The sequence below is a fragment of the Amycolatopsis sp. WAC 04197 genome, from assembly GCF_003947475.1.
GTDB lineage: Bacteria > Actinomycetota > Actinomycetes > Mycobacteriales > Pseudonocardiaceae > Amycolatopsis > Amycolatopsis japonica.
Genome location: NZ_QHJK01000010.1, coordinates 396,133 through 415,607, shown reverse-complemented (window position 1 = coordinate 415,607; position 19,475 = coordinate 396,133). Strand labels below are relative to the sequence as shown.

Sequence of the window (19,475 nt, the reverse complement as noted above, 5' to 3'; positions counted from 1 at the left end):
GTGAGTACCGCCGAACGGACCAAGCCCACCCGCGCGAGCTGGGTGCGCCGGACCTTGGCGGGGTTCCTGCTGATCGTCGTCGCGCTGATCGGCGGAACGGCGTTCCGGGTCTGGCAGGTGGCGCGGGAGGACGTGCGCGACCGCGCCGACGTCATCGTGGTGCTCGGCGCGGCCCAGTACAACGGCAGGCCGTCGGAGATCTTCCGTTCCCGGCTGGAGAAGGCGAAGGCGCTGTACGACCAGGGCGTCGCCGAGGTCATCGTCACCGCGGGCGGCAAGAAGGCCGACGACAACTACACCGAGGCGCACGCGGGCGCGCAATGGCTGCGCAAACGGGGTGTGCCCGTGTCGGCGACCCTGCCGGTCGGTGAGGGCAGCGACACCCTGCGCAGCCTCCGCGCGGTCGCCGAACAGGTGCAGCAGCGGGGCTGGAAGACCGCCGTGCTGGTCAGCGATCCGTGGCACTCGTTCCGGGCGCGGGTGATGGCCGACGACCTCGGCCTCGACGCCTGGACGTCGCCCACACACCGCGGCCCGATCGTTCAGGCCCGCGAGACGCAGGCGCGCTACATCGTCCGCGAGACCGGCGCGCTGCTGTACTACCGCCTCACCAGGTTCCCCGCGGAGGTCTGAACCCGATGAGTGTCGGTGATCGCGCTTAAGCTTGGCTGGTGAGCGACACCTACACCGAGGCCGACAGGGCGCGTCTGCTGCCCGAGCGGCCCAAGGGCGCGGCGCTGGAGGGCGCGGAAGACGGGCGAAGCGCCTTCGCCCGTGATCGCGCACGCGTGCTGCACTCGGCCGCCCTGCGGCGGCTGGCCGGCAAGACCCAGGTGGTCGGCCCGGGGGAAGGTGCCGAGGTCAGCGGCGTACCGCGCACGCGGCTGACGCATTCGCTGGAGGTCGCCCAGATCGGCAGGGGGATCGCGGACGAACTGGGCGCGGACCCGGATCTGGTGGACACCGCCGGTCTCGCGCACGACATCGGGCACCCGCCGTTCGGGCACAACGGCGAGCGCGCGCTGGACGAGGTCGCGCAGCCGTGCGGTGGTTTCGAGGGCAACGCGCAGACCTTGCGGATCCTGACCAGGCTGGAGCCCAAGGTCCTGCTCGAAGGCGGGGCCGCCGGCGGGCTGAACCTCACTCGCGCCTGTCTCGACGCCTCGACGAAGTACCCGTGGCCCCGTGAAGAAGGCAATCCGAAATACGGCGTGTACTCCGACGACGCCGAGGTCTTCGCTTGGGTCCGGGCCGGTGCGCCGGAGCGCCGCACCAGTCTGGAAGCGCAGATCATGGACTGGTCCGACGACGTCGCGTATTCCGTGCACGACGTCGAGGACGGGGTGCTGGCCGGCAGGATCTCGTTGCGGGTACTGGCCGACGCGGAGGAACGCGCGGCGGTGGCCGAGGCGGCGCGCAGGTTTTCGCACCAGTCGCAGTCCACTTTGGAAGGTGCGGCGAAGGAACTGCTCGACCTGCCCGTGGTCGCGGAACTCACCGAACCGGGGCTCGACGGTTCGCTCAAGGCGCAGGTCGCGTTGAAACGGCTGACGAGCGAGCTGGTCGGCCGGTTCGCGACGGCGGTGGTCGGCGCGACGAGGGAGGTGTACGGCGAAGGGCCGCTGAGCCGCTATGCCGCACGCCTGGTCATTCCGGAGCAGGTCGCGGCCGAGGTCGCGTTGTTCAAGGCGCTCGCGCTGCGGTACGTGATGAGCGACAAACGGCGCCTCGCGATGCAGGACGGTCAGCGTCAGACGCTCGCCGAACTGGTCGGCGCGCTGTGCCGCCGCGCCCCGGACGCGCTCGACGGCCTGTTCCTGCCCGCCTGGGAGGCCGCCGCGGACGACGCGGCCCGCCTGCGCGTGGTCGTCGACCAAGTGGCGTCCCTCACGGACGCGCAGGCGTACGCGTGGCACGCCTGGCACACCGGCCGCCACGGCGGTGTCGCGTGACTGGTAAGGGCGGTTAGGGCCAACCGTGTCTTCTGTACCTCCTTGTCCGAAGTCCGTGAAGGCCTCCTTGAGGGACTCTGGGTCCCTCAAGGAGGCCTTCACGGACTGGGCACCCAGGGCGCGGCGTGTGCGGAGGCGTAACTCGCGTGATCAGGGACGTGACTCGCGTGACTGGAGGCCGCACTCGGGGTGTTCCGCCTCTGAACACGCGAATTCCGCCTTCGATCACGTGAGTGCGGTGCCGGCCTCGTGAGTGCTAGGGGCGGTTGGAACCGTCCTTACCACTGACGGCACCTACCTTCGGACAGGAGACGGACGGGCCCGTGCACGGTACGGTCTGCGGCATGGGAGCTGTCGAAAGCCACCTCCGGTTTGGTCTGGACCTCTATCGGGTGCTGGCGAGCCGCGCGGAGAACGCGTGCTTCTCGCCGTACTCGATCGCGAGCGCGCTCGGCCTGGTGACGCAGGCCGCCAAGGGGAAGACCAGAGACGAACTGATCGCGCTGCTCGGCGACCCGGACGAGCTCGCCGACCTGCTGGGCAAGGCCTCGTCACTGCTCGAAGACAGTCCCGAACTCGCGGTCGCGAACACGCTCTGGGCCTGGGACGGGCTCCCGCTCGAAGACTCGTTCCGCGAGGAACTCGCCACCTGGCCGGGCGGGAAGGTCGAGAGCGCCCCGTTCGGCGACGATCCGGAGGCCGCGCGAGCGCTGATCAACGCCGACGTCGCGCGGGCCACCCGCGAGCTGATCCCCGAACTCCTGAAACCGGGGACCGTCGCGGAGGACACCGTCGCCGCGATCGTCAACGCCCTGTATCTCAAAACCGCCTGGACCAATCCGTTCTCGCGTGACAACACCGCGCCCGCGGACTTCCACGCGCCGTCCGGCACCCGTACGGTGCCGACGATGTGGCTCGAAAAACAGCTCGACCACACCCACGAGGACGGCTGGCAGGTCGTCCGTCTCGGCGCCGAGGGCGGGGTGGAGGCGATCGTCCTGCTGCCCGACGGAGACCTCGACGACGCCGAACTCGACGCGGGGAAGCTGGCGCGGCTGCTGGAGAACACGCGGTCCAAGACGATCGCGCTGTCCTTGCCGAAACTCGACCTCGACGTCGACAGCCCGCTGACGGCGAAACTCCAGGATCTCGGCGTGCGGACGATGTTCACCGCGAGCGCCGACCTCACCGGCCTCGCCGACGACGACCGGCTCGAAGTGTCCGAGGTGCTCCACCAGTCCGTGCTCCGGATCGACGAGCAGGGCCTCGAAGGCGCCGCCGCGACGGCGGTGCTGATGCGGCTGACGTCGCTCATCGTCGACGAACCCCTGGAAGTCGCCGTCGATCGGCCCTTCCTTCTGCTCGTGAGGCATGCCTCGACGGGTGTGATCTACTTCCTCGCCCGCGTAGTCGAGCCGTGAGGACGGTCAGTGAGCCTTTTCCAGGCTGAGGCGGCGAGTGTGGAACCCGAGAAGGCTCCCACGAGACCCCGCCGGTTCGCCGCCGCCGACGCCGCCATCATGGGCGGCTTCCTGCTGTTCGCCTTCCTGCTCTACAACGGGCTCTGGCTCGACCTCAAGGAAGGCTATCTCTGGAACAGCGCGTCGGATCAGAACCTGTGGGAGTGGTTCTTCTCCGTCACCGCGGACAACGTGCTGCACCTGAGGAACCCGCTCAGTTCGCATTTCCAGAACCATCCGCTCGGCGTGAACCTGATGGCCAACACGGCCATGCTCGGCATCGGCATCCCGCTTTCGCCGGTCACGCTCACCTTCGGCCCGACGGTCACCTGGGCCATCGCGCTCACCGGCGGTCTCGCCGGCACGGCGGCCGCCTGGTACTGGGTCTTCTCGCGGCATCTGGTCACCCACCGGGTCGGCGCGGCCATCGGCGGCGCGTTCGTCGGCTTCGCCCCGCCGATGATCTCGCACGGCAACGCGCACCCGAACTTCGTCGCGTGGTTCGTCCTGCCGTTCATCGCGTTGAAGGTCTTCAAGATCGCGCGCGGCGAACGCCCGGTCCGCAACGGGATCTTCCTGGGGCTGCTGGCGGCGTACCAGATCTTCCTCGGCGAGGAACCGCTGCTGATCTTCGCGATGGCGTTCGCGATCTTCGCCATCGCCTACTTCGCGACGAACCACCGCGAGTTCCCGCCGATGGCGAAACCGCTGGGGATCGGCGTCGGCATCGGGGTGCTCGTGGCGCTCGTGCTGTGCGCTTTCCCGCTGTGGTGGCAGTTCTTCGGCCCGCAGAGCTATCAGGCGATCGAGCACGGCCCGGTCGGGAACGACACGGCCGCGTTCACCCGGTTCGCGACGCAGTCCGTCGCCGGGCAGCCGCAGGCCGCCGCCGACGTGTCGATGAACCGCACCGAAGAGAACGCCTTCTTCGGCTGGCCGCTGATCGTGCTGATGGTGGTCATCACCGCCTGGCTGTGGCGCGAGGTGTTCGCACGGGCGCTGGCGATCTCCATGTTCGTGATGGCCTGGCTTTCCCTTGGCGTGCAACTGATCGTGGTGCACGAGGAGACCGGGATCCCGGGGCCGTGGAAGCTGCTTTCGGAACTGCCGTTGTTCGAGTCGCTGCTGGAATCGCGGCTGGCGATGGGCTGTATCCCGCTCATCGGCGCCTTGCTCGCGCTGGCGACCGAACGCGTCTACACGGTCGCGTCGAAACTGCCCGAAGTGCCGGGGGAGCGGCGATTCCCGTTGCGGCTGGTGTGGATCGGCGTCGTCATCGCGGTCCTGCTGCCGATCGCGCCGACCCAGCTGATCGTCAAGGACCGGCCGCAGACACCCAGATTCCTCGCCGACGGCACCTGGCGGAGCTACGTCGCGCCCGGCGGGACCGTGGTGCCCGTGCCGTTGCCGAGTTCCGGCGAATCCGAACCGCTGCACTGGCAGATCGACGCGGGGCTCGGCTACTCGATGCCGGAGGGCTACTTCGTGGGCCCGAGCGGGCCCGACGACAAACGCGGCCGCTACGGCGCCATCCAGCGGCCGACGTCGATCATCTTCGACCAGATCAAGCAGACCGGCGTGCCCGCGACGATCACCGAGTCGCAGCGGGTGCAGGCGCTGGCGGATCTGCGGTACTGGAACGCCGACGTGCTCGTGCTGATCCCGCGCGAACACCAGGACGCTTTCCGGACCACAGTGGACCTTCTGCTGCGGAAGCCCGCCGAGTTCATCGACGGCGTCTGGGTGTGGGACGTCCGGACGATCACTCCCTGAGTCCGGCCCGGCTCGCGGACCACCGCGAGCCGGCGAACGGCTCGTCGGCCCGGTGTTCGTTGACCCGGACCGTGTCGAAGTCGAGCCGCGCCGCGACTTCGGCGGCGTGCTCCTCGTCCGCGCCCCACACCGATCCGCACAGGCCGGGCGCCGTGGCGTTCGCGAGCCCGACGGCTTCGTCCACTGTGGAGCATCGGACGACCGGAAGCACCGGCCCGAACTGCTCTTCGGTCACCACTCGCATCCCGTCGTGCGCCTCGGCGAGAATCGCCGGTGCGAAGAAGTACCCGGGCCCGTCGAGCGGTCCGCCGGTGACGATCCGCGCGCCGCTCGCCCGCGCCTCGTCGGTGAGACCGGTGACGCGGTCGTGGCGCGGCCGGTTGTTCACCGGGCCGATCTGCGTTCCCGGCGTCCTTCCGTCGCCCACCACGACTTCCGTCGCCATGGCCGCCAGCGCCTCGACGACGCCGTCGTAGACCGGTCCGACGGCGTAGACCCGTTCCACCGCCACGCCGATCTGCCCGCAGTTGGCGAAAGCGCTCCAGAAGAGCCGTTCCGCGATGGCGGCCGGATCGGTGCCGGGAAGGACGATCGCGGGAGCGTTGCCGCCCAGTTCGAGCGTCAGCTGTCGCCATTCCGGCGCGGCCGCCATTCGCTTCCCGGTTTCGGCCGAGCCGGTGAAGGCGACCTGCCGGATCCCGGGATGGGCGATGAGGAGCTCGCCGAGGGGATCCTGGCCGGTGAGCACGGTCAGCACGCCCGGCGGCAGCACCTCCGCGAGCATCCGCCCGAGGTGCAGCGTGGTGAGCGGCGTGCGCGGCGAAGGCTTGAGCACCACCGTGTTCCCCGCGGCGAACGCCGGTGCGAGCATCGCGACGGCCAGCTGCACGGGGAAGTTCCACGACGTGATCGCGGCGACCGGTCCGTCGACCGGCACCCGGGATTCGGGCCCGGAACCGGCGAAGTACCGGAAGCGTGCCGCCGCTCCGGCGAACTCGGCCTCGGCTTCGCGAAGCGGTTTCCCTTGCTCCTCGGTGAGAACGGGCGCCAGTACGGGCGCGGCCTCCTCGACGACGACCGCGCACGACATCAAGGCCGCGCGCCGGTCCGTGGCACGCCAGGCGGGGGAGGCGGCCGCCGCGGCGCGTACCGCTTTGTCGACTTCGGCGGGCCCGCAGTCGGGGACGTCCGTGATCCGTTGTCCGGTGGCGGGATCCTCGACGGCGAGCATGGTCCTCCTCGGTGGAAGGAAAAGTGCCAGCTCACCAGCTTAGCGTCGATGATCGACTGGCGGTTCCGGCGAAAAGGCTAAAAAGCGGGGGTGGCGCACGTCACCGACGGTGCTGTCACGTCCGCGCGGGCCGCCTCGTCCAGTCGGTGAACGCACTCGCACGAGGAGGACACCATGCCGCGCATTCCCGCCGTGAAGACCGCCGAAGCCGGCTTCCTGCTGAAGCTGTTCTACAAGTTCGCCGGCAAGCGTTTCGGCGCCGTGCCCGAGCCGATGGCCGTCTACGCGCACCATCCCGCCCTGCTGCGGGCGAACGGCATGCACGAGATGATGGCCGAGAAGGCCAGCAAGACGCTGCCGTCGAACGTGCGCGAGCTGGCCGTGTACCGCGTCGCGACCCAGCTCGGCTGCTCGTGGTGCATCGACTTCGGGACCATGCTGCAACTGCACGAGGGTCTCGACATCGAACGGCTGAAGAACATCGACGACTACGCGAAGTCGCCCGCTTTCACCGACCAGGAACGGCTCGCGCTCGCGTACGCCGACGCGATGACCGCGAGCCCGGTGACCGTCACCGACGAGCAGGTCGCCGAACTGGAACGCGAATTCGGCCGCAAGGGCGTCATCGAGCTGACCTACCAGATCGGCCTCGAGAACATGCGTGCCCGGATGAACAGCGCGCTCGACATCACCGCGCAGGGCTTCACGTCGGGTGATGCCTGCAAGATCCCGCTCCCCTGAAACCACCCGCGTTTAGTCCTCTGAATGCGCCTGGGCGCATTCAGAGGACTAAACGCGGTCAGAGGCCGACGCGGGTCCGCGCGGTGGTGAGCTTGTCCGGGTTCGCCATGTCGTAGATCGCCACGATCTTCCCGTCGCGGATGGAGAACGCGTCGACGTGCTCGTCGAGCGCCCGATACCGCTCGGAACCGGGCTGCGGCGGCAGGTAGACCCCGAGGTCGCCGTTGACCAGCGCGAGCCGCGCCTGGTCCATCCCCGCCGGGTCGTACATCCGCATGAGGCCCTGGAACAGGCGGGTGACCTTGTCGAACCCGGCGACCGTGTGCACCGCGGTGCGCGCCTTGCCGCCGCCGTCGCCGACGAGGACGACGTCGGGATGCAGGACCTCCGCCACCGCCTGGATGTCCCCGGTGAGCATGGCCGTCATGAACTTCTCGATGATCTGCTGCTGCTCGGCGAGCGCCGTCCGCGGCGGCGGATCGGCGTCGGCGACCGCGCGGCGGCCGCGGGAACCGTGCTGACGCGCGGCGTCCGTCGTGCAGCCCAGGATCTCGGCGATCTCGCCGAACGGCACCGAAAACGCGTCGTGCAGGACGAACGCGACACGTTGCTCCGGGGTCAGCCGGTCGAGAACCACCATCGCCGCCATGCGCATGCCGTCGTCGCGGACGGCGACGGCGAGCGGGTCCTCCGACGAAGGGGTGCCGAGCGGGCCGAGAACCGGTTCGGGCAGCCATTCCCCGACGTACCGTTCGCGGCGCACCACCGCCGACCGCAGCCGGTCGAGGCAGATCCGGCTGACGACGGTGGTCAGCCAGCCCTTGTGGTCTTCGATGGCCTCGCGGCGGCGTTCGTCCATGCCGCTCAGGCGCAGCCACGACTCCTGGACCGCGTCCTCTGCGTCGGACAGCGTGCCGGTGAGCCGGTAGGCGACCGACACCAGATGAGGCCGCAGCGCGGCGAAGTTCCCGGCGAGTTCGTCCAGGGCGGTGCTCATTCCCCGAGTGTGCCGCACACCGCTCGAGGAGTGGGAACTAGACCGTGTCCGGTCCGTCACTTCGCGGTCTTCGCGCCCAGGCGGCCCCTGACGGCACGGGCGGATGCGGCCGAGTACGACCCGGTACGAGGCCGATCCGCCCGCACCGCCAGGAACCACCTGGATCACGAAGCCCATCGAAGCGACGGACCGGACACGGCCTAGAGTGATGAGCGTGGCAGGACGGATTCGGGAGAGCGACATCGCGGAGGTGCGCGAGCGCAACCGGATCGACGAGGTCATCGGCGATTACGTGGCGCTGCGCAGCGCGGGCGGGGGCAGCCTGAAAGGGCTTTGCCCGTTCCACAACGAGAAGACCCCGTCGTTCAACGTGCGCCCCACCCACGGCACCTTCCACTGCTTCGGCTGTGGCGAAGGCGGTGACGTGATCAAGTTCATCCAGAAGATGGACCTGATCTCGTTCGTGGAGGCCGTCGAGCGGCTCGCGGATCGCGTGGGTTTCCGGCTGACCTACGAAGGCGGCGGCGGAAGCGTCCAGCGTGATCGCGGCACCCGCGCCCGGCTGATCGAGGCGCACCGCGCGGCCCAGGAGTTCTACGCCGAGCAGCTGCTCACCCCGGACGCGCGTGCGGCGCGGGACTTCCTGTCGGAACGGGGTTTCGACTCCGCCGCCGCGCAGACGTTCGGCTGCGGATACGCGCCGGCGGGCTGGGACAAACTCACCAAACATCTGCTCAATCGCGGGTTCGAGGTCAAGGAACTGCTCACGGCCGGGCTGGCCAAGGAGGGGCAGCGCGGGCCGATGGACCGGTTCAACCGGCGGCTGCTGTGGCCCATCCGCGACGTCGGCAACGAGGTGGTCGGGTTCGGCGCGCGGCGCCTCTACGACGACGACCGTGTCTCGGCGAAGTACCTGAACACCGCGGAATCGCCGATCTACAAGAAGTCGCAGGTGATGTTCGGCCTCGACCTGGCGAAACGCGAGATCGCGAAGCGGCACCAGGTCGTCGTCGTCGAGGGCTACACCGACGTGATGGCGATGCACGCCGCCGGGGTCCCGACGGCCGTCGCGTCCTCGGGGACGGCGTTCGGCGAGGACCACATGAAGGTCCTCCGGCGGCTGATGATGGACGACGACGCCTTCCGCGGTGAAGTGATCTTCACCTTCGATGGTGACGAAGCCGGTCAGAAGGCGGCGTTGAAGGCCTTCGAGGGCGACCAGACCTTCGCCGGGCAGACCTACATCGCGGTCGCGCCCGACGGCATGGACCCGTGCGAACTGCGGCTCGCCAAGGGCGACACCGCGGTGCGCGACCTGGTCGCGCGGCGGATCCCGCTGTTCGAGTTCGCGATCAAGAGCATGCTCAAGGCCTTCGACCTCGACTCCGTCGACGGCCAGGTCGCGGCGCTGCAGAAGACCGTCCCGCTGGTGGCGGGGATCAAGGACCGGGCCAGCCGCGACGGCTACGCGTCGAAACTCGCCTGGTGGGTCGGCTGGCAGGACGCGGCGCAGGTGGTGAACCGGGTGCGCGGCAGCGCCGGGGCGGCGGCGAAACGCTCCGCCACCGTCGAGGTCCGGCGCCCGGCCGCCGCGGCCACCGCCACCGCCGAAGAGGACCTGCCCAGGCCCGCACCCGGCGATCCGCGCTTCATCGCGCAGCGCGAGGCGCTCAAGGCGGCACTGCAGCAGCCCATGCTCGCCGGAGCCGAGTACGACGCCCTGCCCGAGGACGCCTTCACCCATCCGGTTTACGTCGCCATCCACAAGGCGCTGCTGTCCGCCGGCGGAGCGGGCTCCGGGCTGACCGGGCCCGCCCTGCTCGACGCGGCCGCCCCGCACTGCCCGCAGGGCACGGTGCGGCGCGTGCTCAGCGAGCTTTCGGTGGAACCGTTGCGCGCCAAGGGAGAGGTCGACTCGCGCTATATCTCCGCGCAGCTCGCGGCGGTGCAGGAAAGCCTGGTCGGCCGCCAGATCAACGAGATCAAGTCGAAGCTCCAACGGCTTTCCCCGGTCGAGGCGCCGGACGACTATCGCGCGCTGTTCGGCGACCTCGTCGCGCTCGAGCAGTACCGGAAGGCGCTGAAGGAACAGGCCATCGGCGGATTGGACTGAGCATGGGCTGGCTGCGTCACCTGCTGGGTGACCGTGTCCCGGCGGATTTCGGCGGCTCGCTGGACGACGGTGAGCACGTCGTCGGGAGCGCGGCGGTCGAAGGCGGCGGATATCTGCTGGTCACACCGCTGGGGCTGTGGATCCCGGGGCCGCGCCGGGTCGGCTGGCATCTGGTCGGCAAGGCGGCGTGGTCCACCGGTGTGCTGACCCTGACCGAGTCCGAGGAGATCGGCATGGCGGGGGACGCCGTGCTGCTGGCCGACAAGACGCCGGTCCGGTTCGAGCTCACCCGGCCCGGCAAGGTCCCGATCCTCGTGCGGCAGCGGGTGGACGGCTCGGTCCGAGGTCGGCACCGCAAGGAAATCGGGACCGGGGGAGCGTGGTTCGTCGAGCGCAAGGTCCCCGGTCAGGACGGCACGGTGCTGCAGGTGCGGCCCGATCCGGGCACCGACGTCGAACTGGTCAAGGCGATCGCCGAGGAAGCGGCCAAGAAGCTGGCGAAGCCGAACGGCTAGCAGTACGCTCGTACTGTGTGGGATCCGGTGAAGTACCTCGACTACGCCGACCTGCGGGCCCGGCCGTTCCACGACCTCGTCGGGCGGATACCCGCCGAGGCGCCCCGCCGTGTCGTCGACCTCGGCTGCGGCCCCGGGAATCTGACCGCCGGCCTGGCGGAACGCTGGCCGGACGCGATCATCGAAGCGAGCGACAGTTCACCCGAAATGGTCGAAGCCGCGCGATCGCGGGGTGTCGACGCGCGAGTGCTCGACGTCAACGACTGGGTGCCCGAGCCGGACACCGACGTGGTCATCTCGAACGCCGTGCTCCAGTGGGTCCCGGAACACCGTGACCTGCTCCGCCGCTGGGTGGACCTCCTGCCGTCCGGGGCGACGCTCGCGTTCCAGGTCCCCGGCAACTTCGACGCCCCGTCGCACGCCCTGATCCGCGCCCTCGCGCGCACCGAAGAGTGGGCCACGCGCCTCGCCGACGTCGTCCTGCGGGAGAACGGGGCCGTCGAAAGCCCGCTCGGCTACGGGAACCTCCTCGCCGACGCGGGCTGCGCCGTCGACGCCTGGGAGACGACGTATCTGCAGCGGCTGGCCGGGGAGGACGCCGTACTCGAATGGATCACCGGCACCGCGCTGCGGCCGGTCAAGGAGGCCCTGCGCGGGGAGGACTGGGACCGCTTCCGCGCGCAGCTCGCTAGCAAACTGGACGAGGCCTATCCGCCACGCCCCGACGGGACCACCTGGTTCGAGTTCCGGCGCGTCTTCGTGGTCGCCGTGACGCAGTGAAGGGGCCCTTCGCCACGTCGAACGCGGCGAAAGGCCCCTTCGGCCCAGGATCAGCGCTGAGGCCGCCCGAACCGCTCACCGACCTTGGCGCGAGCGACCCCGGCGGCGCCCTGCACCATGGGGTGGTCGGCGATCTTGCGGTAGGTCCGCACGATCTGCTCGTACCGCCCGCGGCCGGCCTTCGCGCCCAGCACATAGCCCGCGGCCGCACCCAGCAGGAACATCTTCATCCGAGTCCACGCCTCCGTTCGATCTTGCTCCGGCTGTCATTGTCCCTCAAAACGCGAGCTTGACGAGGTGATGTCGAAAGTGGGGGGTGGGTGAACGGCCGCCGGAGGGCATGGGCTAAAGTTCTCTCATCGGTCGGAGCGATCCGGCCGGTGCGGAGCACGATCCCCTGTAGCTCAACTGGCAGAGCATTCGGCTGTTAACCGGAGGGTTCTTGGTTCGAGTCCAAGCGGGGGAGCACAAGCCCAGGCCACAGGCCTGGGCTTCTTCGTTTTCCGGGCTCGTCTCGAACCGAGGGATGATTTAGCGATTACAAACCGGAGGGGTCCAGCATCCCCTCCAAGGCCGCCACGTTGGCCTGGTTCGACGCCCTCGGCTTCCGGTAGTGACGTTCGACGACGGCCACCGTGTTGCCCAGCTGATCCGCGATCGCCGTGCTCGGCCGGTCCGCTTCGTCGAGCACCAGACCGACCGTCTTCCGGAACACGTGACTGGTGACCCACCCGTAGCCGATCGCCTTCATCGCCTCTTCGATCCTGTTGATCACGTTCGACGGGTCGAGGAGGCCACCGGCGAACGAAGCGAACAAGGGGCCATCGCCAGCGGCCTCGCGGCGCCGCTCCCACATCGCCATCGACCATTCCGGGACGATGAGCAGCAAGCCGTCGACCCCGCCCTTGCGTAGCGGCTCCCGTCGGAGCCCCGCTCCCGTCACGCGGACGACGTGATGGCCGATCGCCACAGTCGAGGCATCCACATCGACGTCCGAACCGAACATCGCGAGCAGTTCCCCGATGCGGACGCCGGTCGACAGCATCGCCTCCATGATGTCCGGCAGGTCCAGCCAGATCCGTCCCCGGCGGCCCAGCGATCGCCCTCGCGAGTCGGCTTGACGAGTCGGTCCGTAGGCGCGGAGCTTGGCGAGAAGATCGATACGCTGACTCGTGGTCAACGCGAGGATCTCCTTCTTGCCGCCCCGCGACAAGCGCCGCAAAGACCGGACGGGATTCACGTCCATGGCGCCGTGCCGGACCGCGTAGTCGCACACGCCGGCCAGCGCCGCTTTGACGAGCTTGGCCGTGTCGTAGCTTCTCTTCACCCGCGCGTTCTTGACGACCCGGTCGCACCTAGACACCCGGACCTCGTGACACTGAAGCCGTCCCAAAGCGGGACGGACCCAATTCTTCAGTACGCGGCGATAGAGATTCACGGTGCCGGGCGCTAGGTTGCCGAGCTCGGCCTCCAGTTCCAGTTCCTCGAGATACAGGTCGGCGACGACATCCAGCCGGGTCTCCTTGCCGATGTCGTCGCCTGTGGCCTCGTCGGAAAGCTGGATTAGCGCCTCTTTCAGGCGGTTGATGGCCTGCGTCTTCGTGGCGGCCACCCGCCGGACGAGTCGCCGCGACCCGTCCCCGGCTCGGAAGTAAGTGCGCGCCTGGTAGCGCGGACGGCCGGATTTCGTCGGTGGCAACTTCAGCGTCGTGATGACACCGTATGCGCCGACAGGGGTAGGAGGGCGTCCCATTTTCGTTGTTACTTTCTTGCTCAAGCTCCTGGATTCAAGAACCTGTCTATCGCCGCGTCCGGGACGAGGTAGTAGCGACCGGCGGTGACGGCGGCGAGCTTGCCGTCGTGTATGAGGCGCAAGACCGTCTCGTAGGGGATGCCCAGTTGCAGCGCGGCCTCGCGAGGGGTCCAGGCTTTGCGTGGCAATACGTCTTCGTCACTCACGAACGCCTCCCGGATGGTCGTGCGATGGTTCGATGAAGGTATGCACGTCGACCTGGTGTTTCATTCATGGCGGGTCTACGGTCGATCCGGTGAAGGTCCGTTAGGATTCCTTAGATCATTGGTGTGAACAACTCTGCAGGAGAGGCCCTTCATGGCTCAGAAAGTCGTCGTCCAGATCGTGGACGATATCGATGGCGGGATCGCGACCCAGACGGTTCCCTTCGCTCTCGACGGTGTCTCGTATGACATCGACCTGTCGGACGAGAACGCCGAGGCTCTGCGTGAGGAGCTCGCGCGGTACGTCGAGGCGGGTAAACGTGTTGGCGGGCGTCGGGTCAAGGTCGCGACCGGGCAGGCGACGAGCGCGGACACCGCTGAAGGTCCGAAACGGACGGTCGACCGTGAGCGCACTCAGGCTGTCCGCGCCTGGGCGAGCGAAAACGGCTACGCGGTCGCCGCCCGAGGCCGGATCCCCAACGAGGTCTACGAAGCCTATGACGCGGCCGAGGTCGCCGCGGCGGAGCCGGTCGAAGAGGTCCCGGCCGCCCGCAAGCGTTCGCCTCGGAAGAAGAAATCCGCTGCCGTCTGAGCTGATCGCCTTCGCTCGTTCCCGCACGCCCAAGTTGCGGATGAGTTCACCTTGGAGATCCCGCAAGCCACACTCGTCCCCCGTGCGCTCGTCGACTTTTGCCGCTTGAACCCGGTCGCTCCGGAGTCTGGGCGGGTCCTCTGCGGGCGATTGAGTCGGCTGCGAACGTATGTTCTACTCTCAGGCACTAGGTAGGCGAGGAGGTGGACGGGCTGACCTGGCTGGTGCGGGAACGTGACACAGGGCGAGAGTGGCATGTCGAGACGAGTGAGATGGCGTGGGAGGCCGGCGGCTACGACCCCGGCCGGTTCGAAGTCCATGTAGTCGGTGAACGAGTGGTTGGCTCTCCGAACGACGGTCGGGAAACCACAAGTGAGTGAAAGGCAGGCCAGGGCCGGGTGCCTCGGCACCACAGGCCGGCCAGCCGGACCTCGGGGCAGGACGGCTCCGAGGAAGACGTCCTGCCGGCTGTGTTTCGACTCGACGGGTAACGCGATTGGCCGTGGCTCACGGCCGCGGGAGAAGAAGGCGCTGTATCAGCGCGCAACGCAGGGCAACACTCGTTGTGGTTCGGTTGAGGGTTCTACGCGCCGCTTCCCAGACAGATGAACGGGCGGCGCAGTGGGTCGCGGCCGACGACTTCGGCTAGCGCTTCGGCCACGGGAAGGCCTCGCTGAAGGGCTTCGTGGAGTTCGACGGACACCGCCGCGGTCGCCAGGTCACCGACCCGGTTGATCGCCGCGACGATCGTCGCCGAACCGGACGCGAGCAGCGCTCCCGTGAATCAAGGATTGACCATGAAATCGTCGTCCTTTGTAGACGGTTGGATGGGGTCGAATCCCCGCAGGGTGAGCCTGTGGCAGGCAACCCGCCACGCTTGGCTTATTTGTCGATAACCGGCCTGGCCCGTTGTCGATCAGAAGGATCTGGAGCGAGCCTCAGGGCGCCGACTCGGTGAGTTGTCGCTCAAGGGCGTTGACCTGGGGGAGGGGGTTCGGTGTCGTCGTTTGGAATTCGGGCTGTGTCTTGCGGGAGCGGGGTGCTTCGGGCTCGGCGGTGGTTGTGCGCGGGAGTGTGCCTTCGCGACGCCACTTTCGGAGGATGCGGCGGCCGTAGTTGTGGGTTCCGGCGACGCGGTCCAGTTCGGCGCCGGTGGGTGTTCGGCCTTGGGCGCTTTCGTGTTGATAGTGGGTCCACATCAGCTGTTCGGCTGTCGGCTTCGGTAAGTGGTTCTCCTGCTCTGACGTGATCGTGGGAAGAGGAGCGCTCGAGGGTGGTGTCACGGGAACGGCCGGCTCGGTGGGAGGTCGTTCAGCGGGTGCCGGCTTCTGATCGGCAGGTTCGGCGCGGTGGCGTTCTAGGGCGCGTTTGAGGAGTTCGACGGCCAGCAGCAGAGCAAGGGGCGGGCAAGCGGCTACGGCGACGCCGAAGGCGCTCGTCACCGGAGCCGAGGCGATGTTCGCGCAGAGCGACAGCGAGATGCCGAAGAGAAAGGCTGCCCAGGCGGCCCACCGGCTGGAGCCGTCGCGGCTCGGTTTCCAGAGCTCGACGGTCGCGGTCGTGAGCAGGCCGTCGACGATGAGTGGCCAGATCGACGCGGTCATCGTGTCGGCGCCGAATCGGAGGGCGAATTGGCGTCCGTGAATGTAGGAGGCGTAGGCGGCGCCGAGGGCGACAAGCGCGGTGCAGGCGCATTGGATCCGGAGGGAGAAGGCGCTCACGCGGCGCCTCCCGAGCGGCGGCGGCTGCGGCGTGGCAGCGCTACGGTTGCGGAAATCCGCAGGTCAGAGCCGTTGTCAGCCTGGGTGGAAGCTGCTCGTACCTCGTCGGGGGTACCAGCAGCATCGATCCAAAAAGTCCCGACCATAGCGGTCGGGACTTTTTGCATTTCGGTGGAGCGGATCCTTTCCGCGGCTACAGCGGTGTCCGGCACCTGTTCGACCGGCAGACCCGTGCCTGAGGCGCACCGCTGTCCACAGTGGCGGAGTCATGAACGCGGCGTCGAAGCCGTCGAGATCCATTTTGGACACAACCACCGGCGACGCGCCGGCCCTCCGCCTGAACGGCGCGCCGCATTCTCTACGTACCCTCACTTATCGCGTGCGGGCTGGTCACGGCCACCGTCCACGGAGATGCTGGAGAGGCTCAGGTACGGCGTCGAAGGGAAGAATGTGCCGGCCGTCGTCTCGCCCGCGTCCGTGGTCCGCGACAGCATCGTGGCCGCCGTCCTGGTCCGGATGAGCGCGGCCGCCGACATCGCGCCTTACCTGCGCGGGCCGGCGCTCGCGGTGGTGGTCCGGCTGACCCGGGAGGTGGTGTCGCGATGCGTCGACGCGCTGGATCCCGGTGCGGATCTCAGCGGGGGAGCGGACGCGCTGCACCCTGTGCCCGGGGAACCGGCGGCGGTCAGGGCGGTGCTGGCCCGTGTGCTGGGCACGTTCGCCTGGGAGCGGCTCGCCGAGGTCATCGGCCCGCACGACACGCCTCCACACGCGGTGTGCCGAGCGGTCGAGTCGTTGTTCGACTCGCTCGTCGAGCTGGGCCGGTCACACTGACGTAAGGGGCACCCGCGGTGGAGAAAGCGCTGGAGCAGGAGATCGCCAAGCCGTCGGCCTTCATCGTGGTCGAAGGTGAGCCCGGCTCCGGGCGGACGAGCCTCCTCGATCGGGTCGCACGATCCGAAGGCCGGAACCGGACGGTGATCGAGGCCCGCTGCGCGCGAGAGCGCGCTCCCGTGCCGCTGGCGCCGGTACTCGACGCGCTGGGAACCGCGGCGGGCGAATGGACGGGGATGGCCGACCGTCTGTCGCCCCTCGCCGGAGTTCTTCACCCGCTGCTTCCGGAGCTGAGGCCCGTACTGCCGGATCCACTCGGGTCCGATCGTCACCTGGTGCACCGCGCGCTTCGTGAGCTGCTGACTTTGCCCGAACGCACGCTGCTGATCGTCGACGACGCGGACGAGGCGGACGAGGAAACCCAGGAGTTCCTCCGCTACCTGGCGTCCAGGCCGTCCGAACGGCTGGTCGTCCTGACGAGCTCGGCGATCCGGTTGCGGCAACGCGAAGCCCGCGACTCGTGGTGGCCTCCCCGCGCCGGAGTGACGGCTCGGTTCACCCTGAAGCCGCTTCAGGTCGAGGACATCGCGGCGATGACCGGTTCGCTGGAACTCGCCGAGCGGGTCCATCGCCGGACCGACGGCGTGGCCGCCGCGGTCACGGCGGTCCTGGAATCGGTCGCCGGACTCGACGCGCGGGCCGTGGTGAAACTTTCGGAGAAGGTCGTCCCCGGTGCTTGGGCGGCGGAACTCGCCGCGAGGTACGCCGTGCTGGACGAAGGCGCCGCGGCGATCGTGGCCGCCGCGGTGATCCTCGGGCGACCGGTGTGCGGCAAGACCCTCGCGGCCGTGGCAGGCTCGGACTGGGCCGGAATCGTCGACGACCTGCTTCAGGCGATGGCCGGGGGATTCCTGCGAGACCAGGGCAGTGATCGTTATGCGGTGCGCAGCCCCTTGATCGCCGACGCGGTCCATGCCGCCGTCCCGGGCCCTCGGCGGTACCGGCTGCACTCCAACGCCGCGCGGTTCCTCGCCGGCTCGGACGAACCGCGACCCGAAAGGATCGCGTACCACCACCGGGAGGCGGGCGAGCTCGACGAGTGGGCCCGGCGGGTCGCGGAATCCGTGGACCTGGCGACCGCCGAAGGCCGGCCGGAGGACGCCGTGCGTCTGCTCGAGGCCGCGCTCGGGGACGCGGCACTTTCCCGTGCGAACAGGGAGGACTTCGCCGTCCGCCTCAGCAGGGAGACGGCGTACGGGCTGGTCGGCGAATCCACTCTGCGGCTGCTGCGCACGGCGGCGCGTGAGTGGCCGATGAGCAAGGCCGCCCGCGGCGAGATCCGGATCAACCTCGGTCGTGTCCTCATCAATCAGGCCGGGCAGATCGACGCCGGCCGTTCGGAGATCGAGCTGGCCATCACGGATCTCGCCGACCGGCGCCCGCTTCTCGCTCGCGGCTTGATCACCTTGGCGCTTCCTCACGTCGGGGCGGTTCCGGTCGAGGAGAACATGCGCCGGCTGGACGAGGCGGTGCGGGCCAGCCAGGGCACCCGTGACGTCGAACTGATCGCCGCGGTGACCGCGAACAGGGTTTCCGGGCGGATGCAGATCGCCGATCCCGGAGCTTGGCAGGACGTCGGTACGCTGCCGGCCTCGCCGCGGTCGGCCGAGGTGCGCAGGCAGGTCAGCCGGACCTACATCAACCTCGCCGACGCGGCTGCGTGGAACGGGTACTACCCCGTGGCGAGAACTTATCTGGCCACGGCCCGGAGGCTGATCCAGGACGAGGAACAGCCCTATTTGGAGGCGCTCGCCGCCGGGACGGACCTTCGGCTCGATGTCGCGATGGGGATCTGGCCGGAAGTGGAGCCCCGCGTCCGCGAGTTGCTGGAGCGTGTCGGGGAGGGCAGTTCGCTCGCGGCGGAACCCTTGCTCGCGCTGGGCTGGCACCGGCTGGGCAACGGACGTCGCAAGGAGGCCTCACGGAACTTCGACGCCGCCTTCACGCTCGCGGCCGGGAACGTGCCGCAGCAGGCTTCGGCGTTCGCCGGGCGGGTGACCGTCCTCCTCGCGGCCAAAGAACTTCCCACCGCCGCGCGGCTCGCGGAGAGCGGGCTCGAGACCATTCGCCGGAAGAACAACTGGGTCTGGGCGGCCGAACTCCTGCCGTCCGCCGTACGGGTGCTCGTCGCCTTGGCACAGCACGAAGCGGCGACGCGGCTGGTGGACGAGTATCAGGAAGGGATCGCCGAGCGCGACGCGCCGCTCGCCCACGCCGCCGCCCTCTTCTGCCGAGGTCTGCTCGCCCGAAAACGACCGGGCGACGCGGCCGAATCGTTCGGCCGGGCGTCCCTGGCCTATCAGGCGTTGCCAAGGCCTTATGCCGCCGCCGTCGCGAGCGAACTCGCGGGTGAGTGTCACGCCGAACTCGGTGACCACCGGAAACTGCTGGGAGCGCTGACCTCCGCCGAAACCATTTACCGTTCTCTGAAATCCGCCGCGGATGCCCAGCGGTGCCGTCGGCTTCTGGCGCGCCACGACCCGACCACTCCGTCGAGGGGGCGTCGTGGATACGGGCAGTCCTTGTCGCCGCGCGAACTCGAGGTCGCGCGGCTTGCCGCGCAAAGCCTCAGTAACCGTGAGATCGCGGAGCGGCTCTTCCTTTCCGCGAGGACGGTCGAAGTCCACATCGGGCGGGCGCTGACCAAGCTGGATCTGCCGTCGCGTGCGGTGCTCACCGAGGATCTGCTGCGCGAGCAGCGGGCCTGACCGTCACGAAAGAATGCCGATATCGCATCGTCGGGTATTCGG

The 19,475-nt window shown here is 68.9% G+C and carries 17 protein-coding genes and 1 tRNA gene; 12 read left to right on the top strand and 6 right to left on the bottom strand.

Annotated features, from left to right (window positions below; translation table 11 throughout):
- From DMC64_RS34430 to DMC64_RS34410, 4 genes are all read left to right on the top strand, one after another.
- A complete protein-coding gene (locus tag DMC64_RS34430; RefSeq protein ID WP_037342869.1) occupies nt 1–633 on the top strand; it encodes a YdcF family protein in 633 nt (210 codons plus the stop codon).
- 38 nt (nt 634–671) lie between these two features.
- Complete coding sequence (locus tag DMC64_RS34425; RefSeq protein ID WP_125736873.1) at nt 672–1,952, top strand: deoxyguanosinetriphosphate triphosphohydrolase; 1,281 nt, start codon at nt 672–674, stop codon at nt 1,950–1,952.
- 344 nt (nt 1,953–2,296) lie between these two features.
- Complete coding sequence (locus DMC64_RS34415; protein WP_125736871.1) at nt 2,297–3,373, top strand: serpin family protein; 1,077 nt, start codon at nt 2,297–2,299, stop codon at nt 3,371–3,373.
- 9 nt (nt 3,374–3,382) lie between these two features.
- On the top strand, nt 3,383–5,185 hold the full coding sequence (locus DMC64_RS34410) for a glycosyl transferase (RefSeq protein ID WP_125736870.1): 1,803 nt from the start codon (nt 3,383–3,385) through the stop codon (nt 5,183–5,185).
- On the opposite strand, the gene DMC64_RS34405 is transcribed toward DMC64_RS34410, so the two are convergent.
- Nucleotides 5,175–6,416 carry an aldehyde dehydrogenase family protein gene (locus tag DMC64_RS34405; protein ID WP_125736869.1) on the bottom strand — a complete coding sequence of 414 codons (1,242 nt, stop codon included), beginning with the start codon at nt 6,414–6,416 and terminating at the stop codon, nt 5,175–5,177. The two genes, DMC64_RS34410 and DMC64_RS34405, sit on opposite strands and share 11 nt — an antisense overlap.
- Before the next feature lie 174 nt (nt 6,417–6,590).
- Between DMC64_RS34405 and DMC64_RS34400 the strand changes: the two genes are divergently transcribed.
- A complete protein-coding gene (locus DMC64_RS34400) occupies nt 6,591–7,157 on the top strand; it encodes a carboxymuconolactone decarboxylase family protein (protein WP_125736868.1) in 567 nt (188 codons plus the stop codon).
- Nucleotides 7,158–7,215: 58 nt separating this feature from the next.
- On the opposite strand, the gene DMC64_RS34395 is transcribed toward DMC64_RS34400, so the two are convergent.
- Nucleotides 7,216–8,154 carry a sigma-70 family RNA polymerase sigma factor gene (locus tag DMC64_RS34395; protein WP_125736867.1) on the bottom strand — a complete coding sequence of 313 codons (939 nt, stop codon included), beginning with the start codon at nt 8,152–8,154 and terminating at the stop codon, nt 7,216–7,218.
- A gap of 208 nt (nt 8,155–8,362) precedes the next feature.
- Between DMC64_RS34395 and dnaG the strand changes: the two genes are divergently transcribed.
- Genes dnaG through DMC64_RS34380 form a run of 3 tightly spaced genes read left to right on the top strand, consistent with a single transcriptional unit; the run spans nt 8,363 to nt 11,562 of the window.
- The gene (dnaG, locus tag DMC64_RS34390) at nt 8,363–10,267 is read left to right on the top strand and encodes a DNA primase (protein ID WP_199755185.1); all 1,905 of its coding nucleotides are present in this window, start codon (nt 8,363–8,365) and stop codon (nt 10,265–10,267) included.
- A gap of 2 nt (nt 10,268–10,269) precedes the next feature.
- The gene (locus DMC64_RS34385; protein ID WP_125736865.1) at nt 10,270–10,782 is read left to right on the top strand and encodes a hypothetical protein; all 513 of its coding nucleotides are present in this window, start codon (nt 10,270–10,272) and stop codon (nt 10,780–10,782) included.
- Between the two features lie 15 nt (nt 10,783–10,797).
- Entirely contained in the window at nt 10,798–11,562 is a 765-nt protein-coding gene (locus DMC64_RS34380; RefSeq protein WP_125736864.1) for a trans-aconitate 2-methyltransferase, read from the top strand.
- A 50-nt stretch (nt 11,563–11,612) separates the two neighbouring features.
- On the opposite strand, the gene DMC64_RS34375 is transcribed toward DMC64_RS34380, so the two are convergent.
- Nucleotides 11,613–11,792: a hypothetical protein gene (locus tag DMC64_RS34375; RefSeq protein WP_007031230.1), complete on the bottom strand. Its 180-nt coding sequence runs from the start codon at nt 11,790–11,792 to the stop codon at nt 11,613–11,615.
- 163 nt (nt 11,793–11,955) lie between these two features.
- On the opposite strand from DMC64_RS34375, the gene DMC64_RS34370 reads away from it, so the two are divergent.
- Nucleotides 11,956–12,028 (top strand) — tRNA-Asn (locus DMC64_RS34370).
- 72 nt (nt 12,029–12,100) lie between these two features.
- Here DMC64_RS34370 and xerC read toward each other — a convergent pair.
- Nucleotides 12,101–13,174: a tyrosine recombinase XerC gene (gene xerC / locus DMC64_RS34365; RefSeq protein ID WP_158634279.1), complete on the bottom strand. Its 1,074-nt coding sequence runs from the start codon at nt 13,172–13,174 to the stop codon at nt 12,101–12,103.
- 161 nt (nt 13,175–13,335) lie between these two features.
- On the bottom strand, nt 13,336–13,521 hold the full coding sequence (locus DMC64_RS34360; RefSeq protein ID WP_158634278.1) for an excisionase family DNA-binding protein: 186 nt from the start codon (nt 13,519–13,521) through the stop codon (nt 13,336–13,338).
- 151 nt (nt 13,522–13,672) lie between these two features.
- Between DMC64_RS34360 and DMC64_RS34355 the strand changes: the two genes are divergently transcribed.
- Nucleotides 13,673–14,110 (top strand): Lsr2 family protein, encoded by a 438-nt coding sequence (locus DMC64_RS34355; RefSeq protein ID WP_125736861.1) that lies wholly within the window; start codon nt 13,673–13,675, stop codon nt 14,108–14,110.
- Nucleotides 14,111–15,048: 938 nt separating this feature from the next.
- On the opposite strand, the gene DMC64_RS34345 is transcribed toward DMC64_RS34355, so the two are convergent.
- On the bottom strand, nt 15,049–15,831 hold the full coding sequence (locus DMC64_RS34345; protein ID WP_125736860.1) for a DUF2637 domain-containing protein: 783 nt from the start codon (nt 15,829–15,831) through the stop codon (nt 15,049–15,051).
- Nucleotides 15,832–16,242: 411 nt separating this feature from the next.
- On the opposite strand from DMC64_RS34345, the gene DMC64_RS34340 reads away from it, so the two are divergent.
- Together DMC64_RS34340 and DMC64_RS34335 are read left to right on the top strand one after the other, a co-directional pair.
- Nucleotides 16,243–16,665: a hypothetical protein gene (locus DMC64_RS34340; RefSeq protein WP_037341956.1), complete on the top strand. Its 423-nt coding sequence runs from the start codon at nt 16,243–16,245 to the stop codon at nt 16,663–16,665.
- Nucleotides 16,666–16,682: 17 nt separating this feature from the next.
- Nucleotides 16,683–19,433 (top strand): LuxR C-terminal-related transcriptional regulator, encoded by a 2,751-nt coding sequence (locus DMC64_RS34335; RefSeq protein ID WP_125736859.1) that lies wholly within the window; start codon nt 16,683–16,685, stop codon nt 19,431–19,433.
- Nucleotides 19,434–19,475 lie beyond the last annotated feature (42 nt).